General features: G+C 67.3%; 12 protein-coding genes. All 12 read right to left on the bottom strand.

The annotated features are described in order from the left end of the window. Positions 1-62: 62 nt before the first annotated feature. The 12 genes from DAERI_RS22300 to DAERI_RS04565 all read right to left on the bottom strand — a co-directional run bounded on the left by DAERI_RS22300 (position 63) and on the right by DAERI_RS04565 (position 12,710). Positions 63-1,301 carry a hypothetical protein gene (locus DAERI_RS22300; protein ID WP_165794068.1) on the bottom strand — a complete coding sequence of 413 codons (1,239 nt, stop codon included), beginning with the start codon at positions 1,299-1,301 and terminating at the stop codon, positions 63-65. Further along, entirely contained in the window at positions 1,298-1,693 is a 396-nt protein-coding gene (locus DAERI_RS04510; protein WP_103128225.1) for a hypothetical protein, read from the bottom strand. Before DAERI_RS04510 ends, DAERI_RS22300 begins: the two co-directional genes overlap by 4 nt. 356 nt (positions 1,694-2,049) lie before the next feature. After that, the gene (locus tag DAERI_RS04520; RefSeq protein WP_103128227.1) at positions 2,050-2,775 is read right to left on the bottom strand and encodes a hypothetical protein; all 726 of its coding nucleotides are present in this window, start codon (positions 2,773-2,775) and stop codon (positions 2,050-2,052) included. A gap of 152 nt (positions 2,776-2,927) precedes the next feature. After that, complete coding sequence (locus DAERI_RS04525; protein WP_103128228.1) at positions 2,928-4,265, bottom strand: hypothetical protein; 1,338 nt, start codon at positions 4,263-4,265, stop codon at positions 2,928-2,930. A 99-nt stretch (positions 4,266-4,364) separates the two neighbouring features. Then, positions 4,365-5,438, bottom strand: a complete 1,074-nt coding sequence (locus DAERI_RS04530) for an SLOG family protein (protein ID WP_103128229.1) — start codon at positions 5,436-5,438, stop codon at positions 4,365-4,367. Between the two features lie 117 nt (positions 5,439-5,555). After that, the gene (locus DAERI_RS04535) at positions 5,556-5,759 is read right to left on the bottom strand and encodes a hypothetical protein (protein WP_103128230.1); all 204 of its coding nucleotides are present in this window, start codon (positions 5,757-5,759) and stop codon (positions 5,556-5,558) included. Positions 5,760-5,847: 88 nt separating this feature from the next. Further along, the gene (locus tag DAERI_RS04540; RefSeq protein ID WP_103128231.1) at positions 5,848-7,047 is read right to left on the bottom strand and encodes a hypothetical protein; all 1,200 of its coding nucleotides are present in this window, start codon (positions 7,045-7,047) and stop codon (positions 5,848-5,850) included. A gap of 1,019 nt (positions 7,048-8,066) precedes the next feature. Further along, positions 8,067-9,437, bottom strand: a complete 1,371-nt coding sequence (locus DAERI_RS04545) for a replication initiator protein A (RefSeq protein WP_103128232.1) — start codon at positions 9,435-9,437, stop codon at positions 8,067-8,069. A 16-nt stretch (positions 9,438-9,453) separates the two neighbouring features. Beyond that, on the bottom strand, positions 9,454-10,575 hold the full coding sequence (locus tag DAERI_RS04550) for a bifunctional DNA primase/polymerase (RefSeq protein WP_103128233.1): 1,122 nt from the start codon (positions 10,573-10,575) through the stop codon (positions 9,454-9,456). Beyond that, entirely contained in the window at positions 10,572-11,054 is a 483-nt protein-coding gene (locus DAERI_RS04555; RefSeq protein WP_103128234.1) for a hypothetical protein, read from the bottom strand. Before DAERI_RS04555 ends, DAERI_RS04550 begins: the two co-directional genes overlap by 4 nt. Continuing rightward, the gene (locus DAERI_RS04560; protein ID WP_103128235.1) at positions 11,041-11,928 is read right to left on the bottom strand and encodes a hypothetical protein; all 888 of its coding nucleotides are present in this window, start codon (positions 11,926-11,928) and stop codon (positions 11,041-11,043) included. The genes DAERI_RS04555 and DAERI_RS04560 overlap by 14 nt, the downstream gene beginning before the upstream one ends. Further along, positions 11,925-12,710, bottom strand: coding sequence for a hypothetical protein (locus DAERI_RS04565; protein ID WP_133161961.1), 786 nt, complete (start codon positions 12,708-12,710; stop codon positions 11,925-11,927). Before DAERI_RS04565 ends, DAERI_RS04560 begins: the two co-directional genes overlap by 4 nt. Between the last annotated feature and the right edge of the window lie 470 nt (positions 12,711-13,180).

Below are 13,180 nucleotides of genomic sequence, written 5' to 3' on the forward strand. Positions count from 1 at the left end.
ACCGGGCCGCACGGCTCGCCACACAAGGAGGCGTTGCAGTGCGGCCCGAAGAGAGCCCTGGTTCACAGCGCGAGCAGGGCACTGATCTCGAAGCCCCCCCTGCTTCCCACCACGCTTCCCGACCAGGTGAGGTGTCCGAGCACGGGCGGCAGGGGACCCTTCAGCGCGACGTCGAAGGTCAGCGTCTGTCCGGCCGGGATGACCAGCGCGCCGCTCCCACGTCCCGAAGCCTGAGCCACGCGCAGGTCTTCGCGCATCAGGACCACGCCCGAGTCCAGCGAGTTGCTCAGCGTGAACGTCAGGACGCCCCGCTGCTTTTGCCCGGTCACTACCCAGACGCGCAGTGCCCCTGGCCCCTGGGTGCGAATGGACACGGGAAGACGCTTGGCGGAGTGGGGCAGGACCGGAGTGGGGGCCATCCGGTCGGGTCTGGCCTGGGCAGAGGCCGGTGGTGTCGTGGCTGCGCGGGAAAGGGGTGTGGCCGGGACGGCATTGGCCGTCAGTCGGGCGGAGGGGGTGGGGGCGGAAACCGGCGGTGCCGCAACCGTACGGGTGGGAACCACCGCAGGAGCCGGGCTGGAACTCGCCCGCGTGGGAGTGGCCGGGGCAGGCAGCGTCGGTGGCGTGACCGCACGCGCGGTGATTCTCGCGGGAGCCGGGGCAGAGGCCGCCCTGGCCGGGGTGGAAGTCGCAGCGGTCACGGGCACACGGGTGGCTTCCCTGACGGGCGGACGGGTGGACGGGGTGATGGCCCTCCCGGCTGGCGGCGGCGTGGTGACGGGCGGGCGAACGGTGGCGGTGGTCGGGCGGCTTGGGGCTGGGGCAGACCTCACCACGGGGGTGGGCGTCGTGGCCCTGACCGCCGCTGTGCGTGGCGCCGCGCTGCCCGCGGCCCCGCACCTGGAGCCGCCCGGCGGAAGACCGGGCTTGACGATGACGCTTTTGTTCCGTCCCCCGGGACCGGGCTGGATGGTGATGCTGAAGAGCGGGGCCCGGCCGTCCTCGGTCAGGACCAGTGCCGGAGTGCTGCCACTTGGCCCCACGACGGCGATGATCAGCCGGTTGTCCTGCAAGCGACGCTCGACGAGGCCATTGCGGGTCACGAAGGCGTCCGCCAGCTTGTCGGGAAAGGTGAGGGTCCACAGGTCACCGGGCTGCATGTCCAGCTTCCCCGGGCAGTCCTCAAGTTCGGCGAGGTAGTACGTCCGCGTGCTGCTGTTTCCCAGGTAGGGGTTGGTCGAGGCGAGGGCTCCTGCGGGCAGCAGCGCCAGGCAGGCGAGCAGGAAACGCATCCTGCTCACTGGCCCGACCCCCTGGCCTGCTGGGTTCCCACCACGACGTCGAGCACGGTCTGGCCCTGCCCTCGACTGGAGAGGCCCCGGATGGGCAGGCGGGATCTGCCAAGGAGGGCACTCCCGCTCACGCTTACGGTCGTGCCGCTGGCGTCCGGGATCGCGCGGATCCCCGCGATCTCGACCGGCAGGGGCGCAGGGGTCCCGAGGGCGACGTTCCCATTGAAGGCAGAGACGCCGACGTGTGCCGTGGCGCCGGGCGCGAGGGTGAGCGTGGGGGGCGTCACAGTCAGGGTCAGGGCCGGGACCTGGGGAACGCGGAAGGGATTCTCGAAACCGGAGCCCGCCGCCCCACACGCCGTAAGCGCGAGGGCCAGCGGGAGCAGCAGCGATCTTTTCATAGCCATTCTCCTTGCCGGCACGAGCACCAGGCGCTTTTCACCCCGCCGTGCACCACCTCGGGCACGGCCTGGTCACAGTGCGGGCAGGCTGTCAGCTCCCCTGTCGCCTCCCGGCAGAGGTAGTGCGTCCGGGTCAGGCTGTCCCTGACTTCCCCCTGCGACCAGAGGGCCCGCGCGAGCGCCTGCGCCTCAGGCGCAGCCGTAAAGGCCACGACGTGCGCCCGCAGATGTGAGGAGAGCTCATCCTCACTCTGCAGGGCGCACTCGGTCGGCAGCAGCGGCGCTGGGCGGGTGATCCGGAGAAGCCTGGTGCTCACGTCCCCAGCATGAGTGCGGGTCAGGTTGGACGCCTCGCTTCAGAAGCGCAGGTCGTCCTCCAGCCGGCCCTCCGGCTCGCCCGCACCCTCCACCCGCAGCAAGCGTTCTTGCCGCGCGAGCGCCTGGACGTCCTCGTCGGAGAGGCGACGCTCCGGGTCCTGCTCACTGTCCCGGAGGGGCGGGAAGTGCAGCAACACGCGTTCCTGCTCGGCCTCTGCCTGCCGCAGCGCCCGCACGTCGAAGATATCCATGACCGCCCCTCCCCGCAGGGCCCGGGCCCGGTCGAGCCGCTCATCCCGTGAGAGGCTTTGCGGGCCTCCTTCAAGCGGCGTCGCGGTGCCGAGCTGCCGGGACAGGTCCAGCGGTTCCTCCCATTCCGGGTGCTTGGCCAACAACGTCAGGCTTTCCAGCCCGTGGTCCGGCCCCTCCAGGAGATCACCCAGACGAAAGGCGCGCTGGATGTCCTGGGCCGCATTGGTGACGTGCTGACGTATCAGGTCCGTAAGCTCCGGATGGGAGGACTCGATCTCGAGGGCGCCCGGCTGTGCCGTGTGAACGCCGACCTGCTCTCCCGCCCACGGGCCGGCCAGGGTGCCCGTCTGCGCCGCCGCCCGGCCGAGGTGAGGGGTTTCGATGAGCAGGTCCAAGTTCAGCCGACCCCGGAGATGCAACAGCGGGTAATCCCCGTGCGGGGTGTGGTCGATATAGACCCCCAGCAGGCCATATTCCTGCAGGTACCGCGTGATGATCTTCTGCTCGTCCATACCCGGACCTTCTCAACACCCTGGTGCCGCTGTCAAGTCCCCCTCCAGGACCCCAAAAAAAGTTGCCCGACAATCCGAAGATTGAAGGGCGACGCGAGCAGTACGCGTTGGCAACCAGCAGTAGGTTGCGGGTGGAACTTCTGGAAAAAGGCTCAGCGAAGGGTCGCTTCGATGGCCCCCATGATCTCGGTGGCATGCCTGACGCGAATACCGTACCGGGAGCACAGCGTGCAGAACCCGGGGCGGCCAGCGCGGTAGGCGAGCAGGAACTTGTGCAGGGGGATCCTCATCGCGATCTCCCACAGTCCCGTTCTCTGAAGGCGTTCGGTGATCCGTGCGGCGTCTTGCAACTGCTCGGAATCGAACTCTTCTTCAGGGAACTCCTCGTCGTCCTGATCGGGGGCGGCAAGGAAATCGATCAAGCGGGTTTCATCTCCTTCGTCGTCCTGAATGGTGACGTCGTAGGAGGTGACGGTGTACAGCTCGTCCATCAGGGCTCCGATTCGCGTGACGCTCCAGGCCTGCTCGTCAAAGGGCTGACCTTTGAGCTTGCGGTTCTGGCGCATCACGTCTTGAACCATGCGGGGCGTGACGTCTTCCTCACGGATGGGTCGCGGAGGACGACTGAAGACGCGCGTCTGCATCAAGCGGGAGGTGAACTTGCTGCCGAACACGGTGGAGCGGAAGGCTTCACCCGCATCCTGCAACTGCCTCACCTTGTACCCGGTCCTGGCACGCGTGGTCTTGCGGGGCCAGTTGCGGGGCCCCCGAAAGGTCCTGACCGTGATGGACTTGTGGCCGGAGAACCAGGACAGCAGCGGATTGGGCTGGGGTTTGCCATCACCGTTCTCGACCTTCTCCGGGGGAGTCCGCACCGTGAGGCCCGCCTGAAAGCTGACGGTGGTGTGGGCCGGGAAGCGGAGCACGAGTGGAGCGGGGAGACCGGGGCGACGGAGCAGGGGGGCAAGGGTTTCACCCTGGACGTCGCTGTAGGCGGTCATGTAGGGGCGGTTGTAGCCGCTCTGAATGATCTCGTGAATCGCCGCCCTGACTGCGATATGGGACCAGTCGCTGCGGCTGATGACTTCAGCTTCCTTGCGTTCACGTTCCAGCTCGACCGGCAGCGTGAAGCGCACGAAGGCGGAGAGTCTCATGCCTCGCTTGGGATCCCAGCGGTGCAGGGCGCGCCAGAGGCTGATCAGCGCGGCGCTGTGGGCGGCGGAGAAGCTGACGAAGTGGCCTGCCTGTTCACGTGCCGCCAGTAGGGCGATGGGACTGAGCGCGCGGTGCAGCAGCGTGTAGGCGTACTCCTTCTGGAGTGCCGTGTTGTCCTCGCTCGCCAGGATGCCCGCAAGCCGGAGCGTTTCCCCATCACTGAGCAGGACGAAGTCCTGTTCGGCGGTGCGGCGGGCGAGTTCGAAGTCGTCCGCGGGAGTGGGGAAGGCAGGAGCGGCGGTACGACTGTTGAGCTTGGAGGTCAGGGTGGCCATGTGGGTACTCCTCTTCGAGGGTCGCTGTCGCGCCGCGCCCCCGGTGAACTGGAGGCTGAGGACGCGCGGGGGCCCGGGGGACGTTGGCCCTTGCTGGAACTAGACCGGCTGGAGGCTGGTCATCAGGAGTTTCTGGGTGCTGCTCGGGAAAGCGACGGTCGCGGCTTCTCCCAGCGCGGTCGAGCTGACGGTGAGGATGTCACCCCGTCCGTAGATGGGGTGGGCCACCTGCTGCCCGATCTCGAAGGCCGGAGGATTTGGCGCACGCTCGCGGAGAGGGTGGCTCGTGGGTCGTTCCGCGGGGGTCAGAAGCGTCCGGGGGCCACTCTCGAAAGACACCCGGGTCATCTCACCCAGCACGGTGACAACCTTCTGGAGAACAGTTCCTTCTCCGAACTTCGGGTGGACGATCCTCTGGAGGTCTTCTTCCAAGGCTGCCCTCGCCTGCTCACGCACGCTCGCCTCGGGGACAATGGCAGTGCAGTGCTCGAAATCCACGATGAGGCACGGGCCGTGCTTCATCTCGGTCTTGCCGCGCAGAACACCGCTGCCGAACTCGGGGTGGTGAACCGTCGCGGTGGTCACGACCTGCTCGGCCTGCATCGGGCGTGTCATCTCTTCCCACCTTCGGTAGGTGTTGACGACCGGTTTGCCCTGCTCCACGGCATCCTTGACGCAGCCCGCGGTGCCACCGGCGCTGCCGTCGGAACACGCGAGGATCAGGTGAGCATGGTCGACCATGAACTCGTTGCGCCACTGCATCGCCGAGCGGATGTCCGCATCGGCCAGGTCGTCCGAACCCACACAGACCACCAGCGCGGCACGCTTCAGGAGACCGTGGTGGCGTTCCTGGTCGAGTTGCGGCCAGCGCGAGGCCTGGCGGGGGAACGGCAGGGCGGCGACGTAGGGAATTCGCAGCCCGAGAGCGGCGGCCGCCAGGGCGGTGTCCCAGCCGAGCGCCATTCCCGTGATGACGACGTCGGGCCTGAGCTTAAGGAGGTAACCCCTGGCCACCTCGATGAGCGCTTCGAGGGCCTCCAGGCTGAACCCACCGAGTTTGTCGGGCCGGTGTCCGGTTCCGGCAATCACGAACTTCCCGGTCAGGAAGTCGGTCGCGCCGGGGTGGCTGGGACGCAGGGCGGTGAGGTCGCCCAGCAGGATCGTCTTGTCCATCGCAGGTCTCCTTGCCGGGGGCGCGTGTCGCGTCACCCCCCCGGTCTTGTCTGGGAGGGTGACGGTGGCGTCCACCCGAAAGCGGAAAACTGTAGGCAGAAGGAGCGACACCCCAGCCTATCGGCGAAGAACGGTCCGCCAGAACAGGTAGAAACCGATGCATGCTCCGTAGAGAAGCAGGGTGGTCATCAGTGCGGCGGCCAGCAGGTTCATGCGCTCACTCTCCGGGACCGTGAAGGACCCCAGGATGATGAACAGCGCGAACACCGTGCAGCCGATGCAGCCGAACAAGCCCACCCAAGCCTCGAGCTTAGGGGACATTCCTGTTCTCCTCGCCGGGGGTCCACGTCTCGCGCCGCTCCCCCCGGTCTTGCATGGAGAGCTCTGAGCCGCGAGGCTCTGGGCGGGATCAGTACAGGCCGTTGTGCCTGGTCCAGGAGGCGTCAAGCGCCGCCCTGGGCTTGCCTTGACGGGTGAGATTGTGGGCGAGGATCTCGTCCACTTCTCCGAGGCTGCACACCTCGCCCACCAGCTCGGCGAGACGCACCTGCAGTTCCGCACGGGCGACTGGAACGTCGGTACCGCTGGGCATCCGCTCGCACCAGCGCATCTGCAGCCGGGCAGGTTTGAACTCCCACCCGGCAAGTTGCACGGCCACGGTCTTCAGGCCGAGACGACGGGCGGCCATGACGGCAGCCCTGCCGACGAGGTCGTCGGTGTCGGCGGCCACCACCGGCACCTGCTTGCGCTTCAAGGCGGCGGTGAAGAGTTCGACCAGCCGGTCGAATGCCTCGGCCTTGAGGGTGCGGGGCACCCGGAGGCTCTCCCAGTCACCTGTGACGAACAGGGCGCCGGCCAGCGCTTCTTCCACCCTGTGGTGCAGGGCGCGGGGCTGCACGCTTCTGCCCGGCTGCGGGTCCGGCTCGTACCAGGCTTGCGCCCGAAACGTTCCGTAATCGCGTACGGGATTGCCCCCATGGCCGCGGCCCAGCGCTTCGAGCCGGGCCAACAATTCGGGGTCGGGATTCCCCGCTGCCAGCAGTTGCACGGCGGCCTCCTCGGCGTTGTCGGCAAAGATGCCGAGCGCCTTAAGGTCGGCGTCCACACCTTGCAGCTCGTGCTCGGCGTGCGCCCAGTCCCGCTGAGCTTCAACGGCGTGGGCCTGCGCCTGCATCTCCTCAGCGTCAAGCGTGTAGCCCACGCCATGCAGGCTCTGAAGCGCGGCGAGTGCCGTGTAATCCACGTCGCCCTGGGTCAGGCCGTAGTGGACGCTGGGCTGGAGCATGTCGTCCCGACGGACGAACACCTTGCCGCGCCCGGGCACCATGACGTCGCCTTCCTTGATGTTCTTCGCCGTGGCGAAGACGGCGCGGATGACCACGTCCCGGGCCTTGGATTCCCACTGACTCCTCGCGGCGGGCACGGCCCCCACGGCCGCACCCTTCTTGAAGGCCAGGGGCACCATCGCCTGGAGCCACGCGGCGGTGTCCTCGTGGGCGAGGAGCGCCCCGTAGAGCTTCTCGTCGATGTTCGCCCCGGGCTGCTGGCGAGCACGGGCCAGCAGCTCGACGAGGCTGACGGGGAAAACCGCCGCATCATGTACACTCATCGCGTTTCCTTTCGCTCGCCGTCAGGGGGGTTGATCGCCCCTCGACCCTGACCGCGAGTCTCGGAGAGAAACAACCCCTTCCCGCGTGGGAAGGAAACGGTGGCACTCCACATCTGCAAATGTGGGGTGCCGCTGCACTTGAGGGGCCCGGGCGATCCGGGGATCCTCCCCGAGGGAGGCTGGCATGAGGTCCGCCGCGCACGTTGCCGGGCCGGCGGGTTCAACAGGGGATCCTGCTGGTAAGCCGAGCATAGCAGGGGAGGCAGATCGGTGCCACGGACTACGGCAGAGGGAGTGCCGTTCGCCTGCACGTCATAGATGTGGACCGTGCAGGCCTCTGCGAGCCTTCATGGGGAAACGGACCTCACTGATTCCCGCTAAGCCTCTAAGGGCCGCCACTGGGCCAACCCGAAGAGAACACCCCTGGGTGGAGGGTTCCTGCCCTATGGCTTCTGCCCGGTGGAATCTCCTCAACCGAGATGACCCTCTTGACTGTTGATTCTTCAAAAAGAAAAAAGAGTAGAAAACATATGATGATCATCATCAGGGCGCTCAGGCTGAGTACGGCCTGGCGCGCCTTTTTCGGGCTGATCCTGCAAAGTGTCGGAGATAGGTCCTGCAAAGTGTCGGAGGTGGGTCCGGTCAATCCCGCAAAGTGTCGGTGGAACGTCCAGGATAGCTGCCCCTGAGTCCTACAAAGTGTCGGGGGCGACTCCTGCAAAGTGTCGGAGGGAGAGGGAGGGTATTCCAGTCCTGTCCTGCAAAGTGTCGGGGGCGACTCCTACAAAGTGTCGGAGGGAGAGGGAGGGTATTCCAGTCCTGTCCTGCAAAGTGTCGGGGGCGACTCCTACAAAGTGTCGGAGGCTCCTACGGCCATTCCCGCAAAGTGTCGGAGGGAGCTCTCCTGCCTCTGTCCGCCAAGTCCCGCAAAATGTCGGAAGCGAAGGTGGAGCAGTGAAAACGGGGCGCCCCCGTCACCTGCTCTGACGGGGACCACAGTAAGTTGAACAGAGACAGAATCAGGGGGTGGGTTGCTCCCAACCTGAGATCTGGCCTTCGATCTGGGGCCTTTCGAGCGAACGCAGTTGGAGAAGGTCCAGGGTGCTGATGCGCCCATCCAAGTACAGCTTCACCGCCCGGTCACGCAGGGGCCGCAGGGCTCCTGTTTCCTCGAATCTCTGTCCAAGGGCCATAAGCGCGGACTCTGGTTTCCTCTCCACCGGAGCCGGGTCTTCCTCATCGGCTGTGGGCAAGGGTGGAGGAGCAGGCCGCCGCGCACTGGACGTTTTCTCCGCGACCTCCACCGGGTACTTGTCCGGGTCGCGAAGCATATCCACTAGGAGGCCCTGGCGGTTCTTGACCTTGCCCTTGTAGGCAGTCTTCATCAAGGCCTCGAAACGTGTCAGAGTTTGATGCACGTGCGCTGCGGTGTACTGCACGGCCAATTCCAGGGCAGCCTTGCTGCTGAGATACTGCGACAAGAGTTGAGCCGCCTCCGGATCGGCCATCCGCACCTCTTCCTCAGCGAAGGTGTACGTGAAGGTTTTTTGCCGCCCCCGCCCCTCGGTCTCGACGGTCGCAAGGTAGCCGCTTTCCATCAACGCCTCGTGGGCGGGGATCAGGGCGCGCTCGATAAGGGAGGGCAGGTTGCGACCGTCCATCTGGTGCGACAGTCCCAGGTGCTCAGCCCAACTCAGGAGGGGAAGTCTGACTTCCTTGGGTGGCGTGCCGTTCTCGGCAAGGTTCGTGCGGAGCATGGAGAGTGCCCTGTAAACACTGCGACTCATCGGCTGCTTGAGCCGGCCGAGCAGGGCGCTGTCGAGGGGTCGGACGTACCCGGAGCGAATGCTCTGCATCAGCTCCGGGTCGAGGCGAATAACGAGCAGCGTCTTCGCCTGCCAACGGCCGATGTCCTCGACCTTTTCGGTGTTGTCTGCCTGCCAGTGCTTGGCGACCAAGTTGAAATCCACTGTCCGCCAGTCGCGCTTGCCTTGGTCGTACCAACACTCGGTGATGGTGAAGGTGCTGCGCTTGAGCCGGTGGAGGGCGCGTTGCACCTCGCCGTAGCTCCTGGCGTTGTCCGGAAGGCAGCTCAGCTTCAGCAGCTCGCTGGCGCTGATGCGGATCTCGCCGCCCGGTCTCGTGTTCTGGAGCACGGCGGCGCTGATCAGGCCCAGCAACACATCGTTGTCGATCCCGTGCGGTACCACGTCGTTGAGGTCGGCCGTGCACTCGACGGTCATCGTGCCCAGCGCGTCGAGCGCGAGTTCCTTGCGCCAGCCCTTGAGCGTGGTGCGGTTCTGCGCCAGGACCAGGTTGAGACGGGCGAGGTTCAGCTCGTCGTGCCTCTCCTTGAGCATCACGCGTGAGTTCCCCACCGAGAGCAACATGAGCTGAGTGTACTCCTCATCTCCTTCTCCTCAAGAACAGAATGAGGCGTCGCGTTCCCGGAAGACTCACGCCCTGCTGGAGTTGCATGGCGGCCTCGCGGGCCGCAGCGGGATTCAGCCCCAGACTTCGCAGGGCGCCCGCGGCGCGCTCCTCACTTTCGCGGGCATAGGTGGCCGCGATGAGCCGGGCGAGCTGGACGCGCTCTTCCAGGGTGAGCTGCGGCAGCACGCGCCGGGCCTCGTCGAGTGGGTCCGTGACCGTCCCGCTTCTGTGCGCCAGCCTCGGGCGCGCGGGCGCGCGGTAGGCGCTCTCCAGGCTGGCGAGCGCGTGCCGGCGAGTGTAGGGGTCGTGTCGACCGCGTGCGTCCTGCTGCCCGACCCCGTCGGTGTAGTCCATCATCACGGGCCGGGCGTCCTCCAGGGCGTATCCCGCCTTTTTCAGTTCACGGGCGAGCCAGTACCCGGCGTTGTTCCGCGCACCGGAAGCCCGGTTCAGCGCTTCCCGCAACAGGGTCGGCGCGTCCTCGCCGGCCCTCAGCTTGCTCGGGTCGAGTTCCGGCAATTCCGGCGGGGGCGGGCAGGTGAGGCCCGTCCACAGGGCTACCGCCTCGGGCAGACACGCGGGGTCGAGCAACGCCTCGCTGAGGAGCTGGTACCTCCCGTTGGCCAGAACGCTCGGGGGCAGGACGATCATCCCGCCGTCCCCCCGGACATCCAGTCCGGGGAACGGCGGGTTCTTGAAGCTGCCGCTGGCGAGCGTCCGGACCTTCCAGCCCGGATGCGGGAAGTACAGGTGCGGGGACCCGCCCCCCGAGAGGGCGCTGGGAACCAGGCCCCACGCCTTCAGGAGCGCCCAGCCCGCCGCTCCGTCCAGGTCGATCACGACCCGGCGGCTGACCGTCCCGGTGACGCCCGCCATGCCCGGGACGCGGCGCCGGGGGTGGAACCACTCACGCAGCAGGTCCGGGCTCACCCGCTCCTGCTGGAACCCCCGCCAGGCGGGCACCCGCCTCCCCTCGTCGTTGACGGTGTAGTGCCCCGTCTCGACCATGACGGTGTGCGGCCCCTTGAACGGGTGAACCGGGATCACGTTCCACCCCACCTCCAGGGCACGCCGGGCCTGTTCCAGCAGGTTCATGCGGATTGCCGCTCGTCCGACGGGTCCCCCGTGGTCTCGGTGCTCGCCCCTGCGGGTGTGGCCGGCAGCGCCTGGGCAGGAGGCGCTTTCCCCCGGGCTGGTTTCTCGCCGCTTTCCTTCCCCGGGTCCCTGCCCGCGTCATGGCCCTGGAGCTGCCGGGCCTTGGCGGCCAGCAGGGCGAACATTTCCGGCGTGCACCCGGCGTAGGTTTCGCGCGTCGCGACCTTGCCCTCGTCGTGCCGGAAATCGAGCACCTGCGCGACCGTCTCCTTGTGCCACCGCCGGAACCGCTCATCATCGAGGATTGCGTAGGACAGGAAGTCCAGGCGGTGCCTTCCACAGCGCAGGGTCTGCTCCTTCCCGGGGATGGCGTCGAATCGGCCTTGTGAGAACGCCTCCTGAAAGCGCTGGAGGTACAGCTGAAGGTAACCGGGGTGGTCGAATTGAGCCGTCATTTCGGTCAGATCAGTGATGCGCATGGGACCGTCCTCGTTTTTGGATGAGGCTGCGGATGACGGTGCGGGTGGTGATCTCGTAGGCCACCGGCCAGCCGCTCAGGCGCCGCAGGTGGAGACCGAGGAGGTCGTCGGGTGCGGTGGCCGTCAGGACCACCAGCGTGCCCCGCTCCCGGTCCAGCCGCAGGGGATAGAGGTCGTGCCGGCGGATGGCCTCCTCCGGCAGGAGGTGTTCCTCGAGCGTCACGGGCGCGTGCCGGTAGAGGGGGAGGTTCAGGTGGTCGGCCAGGGCAGCCGCGTAGTCGTCCTCGCTGATCAAGCCGTCACCCAGCAGCCCCGCTTCCCGGCCCTGGTACAGCCGCATCTCTGCCCCGGGGATCAGTCCGGTGACCGCGAGGCGGTCGGCCAGACTCAGCGGCCCGGCCAGCGCCTCGGGATAGGTGAGGCGCAGACAGCGGCGGTACAGGTCGGGGGGCAGGACCGAGCAGGCCAGGTCCCCGCCTCCGGTTAGTGAAATCGCGTGTGCACGTTCCTGAAGCCGCGAGTCGCTGAGGTCGAGGAAAGGGTCGGGAGACAGCAGGCGCAGGGTTTCCCCCTCGCGCCGCTGCGCCAGGGTGAGGGTGTCCAGCGCGAGGGGACGGGGAAGCACCGGTTCCACCCCGCCGCCTGGCCGGCGAATGGCTTCCTCGACCGTCTCGATATGGTTTAGGCGGGTGTAGACGGGGCGGCCATGCAGCCGGGCCAGACGGTGCCAGACGTCGTGGGTGTCGGCCGCGGTGCGTTCCAGGACGCGCAGCAGCGTGCCTCCCAGGGTCTGCTGGGTGCGGAGGGCCGTGTCGGCCTCCTCCTCGCTCAGCAGCCCTCCGGCGTGCAGCAGTTCGAGCGTGTCCTCGGTCATGCCAGGCCGCGCCCGGTGTACCAGCGCACGGCGCGGGCGAGGGTGTCGTCGAGGCGGGTCTGAGGCACGTTGAAACGCAGGTTCTTCTCCTCGATCAGCCGCCCGATCCGTCTCGCCAAAGGCTGAACATCCGGGTAATCGCTCAAGTACCTCTCGGCGTCCTCCCAGAAGCGCGCTGTGGTCGGATGTTGGTGCCGCAGCTCGATCGTCTTGCTGGGGGCGACCAGGTCGAGGGCCCAGCAGGCCGCCTCCAGTTCGGTCTGGCAGAGTTGCTCACCCCGCACCCGCCCGTCATAGAGGTGCAGTTCGCCTTCGCCGTACAGCAGTCCGGCCACATGGGTCTGCAGGCCGTCGGTGACGGCGTAGGTGTGCAGGTGGTAGTGGTTCAGCCCGTTCATGCGTGGGAGGGTCCCTCCCTCCGCCTGGGTGAGGATGTCCTGCCAGAAGCCGTCGAGCCGGGTGAGGGTGCCCACCCGCAGTTGCAGCGACTTTCTCTGAAGCAGCGCCTTGAGTTCTTTCGGCCACCCGCTCGGCGGACGGCGCACCTGTTCGCGCAGGGTGTGCAGGTTGGTGTGGACGTACACCAGGCTGTGAAACGGCACGCTGCCCAGGGCGGTGAGGAGTGCGCTGAGGCGCTGTTCCTCCTCACCCTGGCCCTGAACCGGCACGGTGAAGTAGTGCCCGGTCTTGCCTTCGTTGCGGACGTGAATGACGGTGAGGTCCTGGCCCGAGAGCTGGAGGTACAGACGCTGCTCGGGACGTTTGCTGGCTTCAGCAGGCATGGGGCTCCTCGTGACGTTGCTGGTGACGTTGGCGGGCACGTGCGCCCATGCGGCGGCGTTCCTCTAGGGAAATGGCTTCGTCCCTGCAAACCGTGATCAGGTTCCCCTGCCGGTTGCCTCCGCTGTCGCCATCGGTGTGAATCCGCACCTGCCCGGGTGGGACTGGCCCGAGCAGGGACGTGGTGAGGTGCTGGGGAGTGAGTGGGCCCCGTTCGTCGCGGACGCTGCGTGTGATGTCCCGGTAGGTCTTCACGCGCCGGTCGCGGGACGTCAGCCAAGCCTCGTCGGGTGGGTTGAGGAGGCTCGGCTCTTAAGTTTTGAGGCCCGTCGGGCGCCTCTTCGGCAATCGGGGGAGTGAGCGGTGGCCGCAGCGGCCGAGCCCGCAGGGAACGGGGGAGAGCGCGGGCGACGCGGCGGCGGGGCTGGGGAGGACGTGGCCGGTCAGGCCGCCTCGGTGCCGCCTCGAAGGT

The sequence above is a fragment of the Deinococcus aerius genome, assembly GCF_002897375.1.
GTDB lineage: Bacteria > Deinococcota > Deinococci > Deinococcales > Deinococcaceae > Deinococcus > Deinococcus aerius.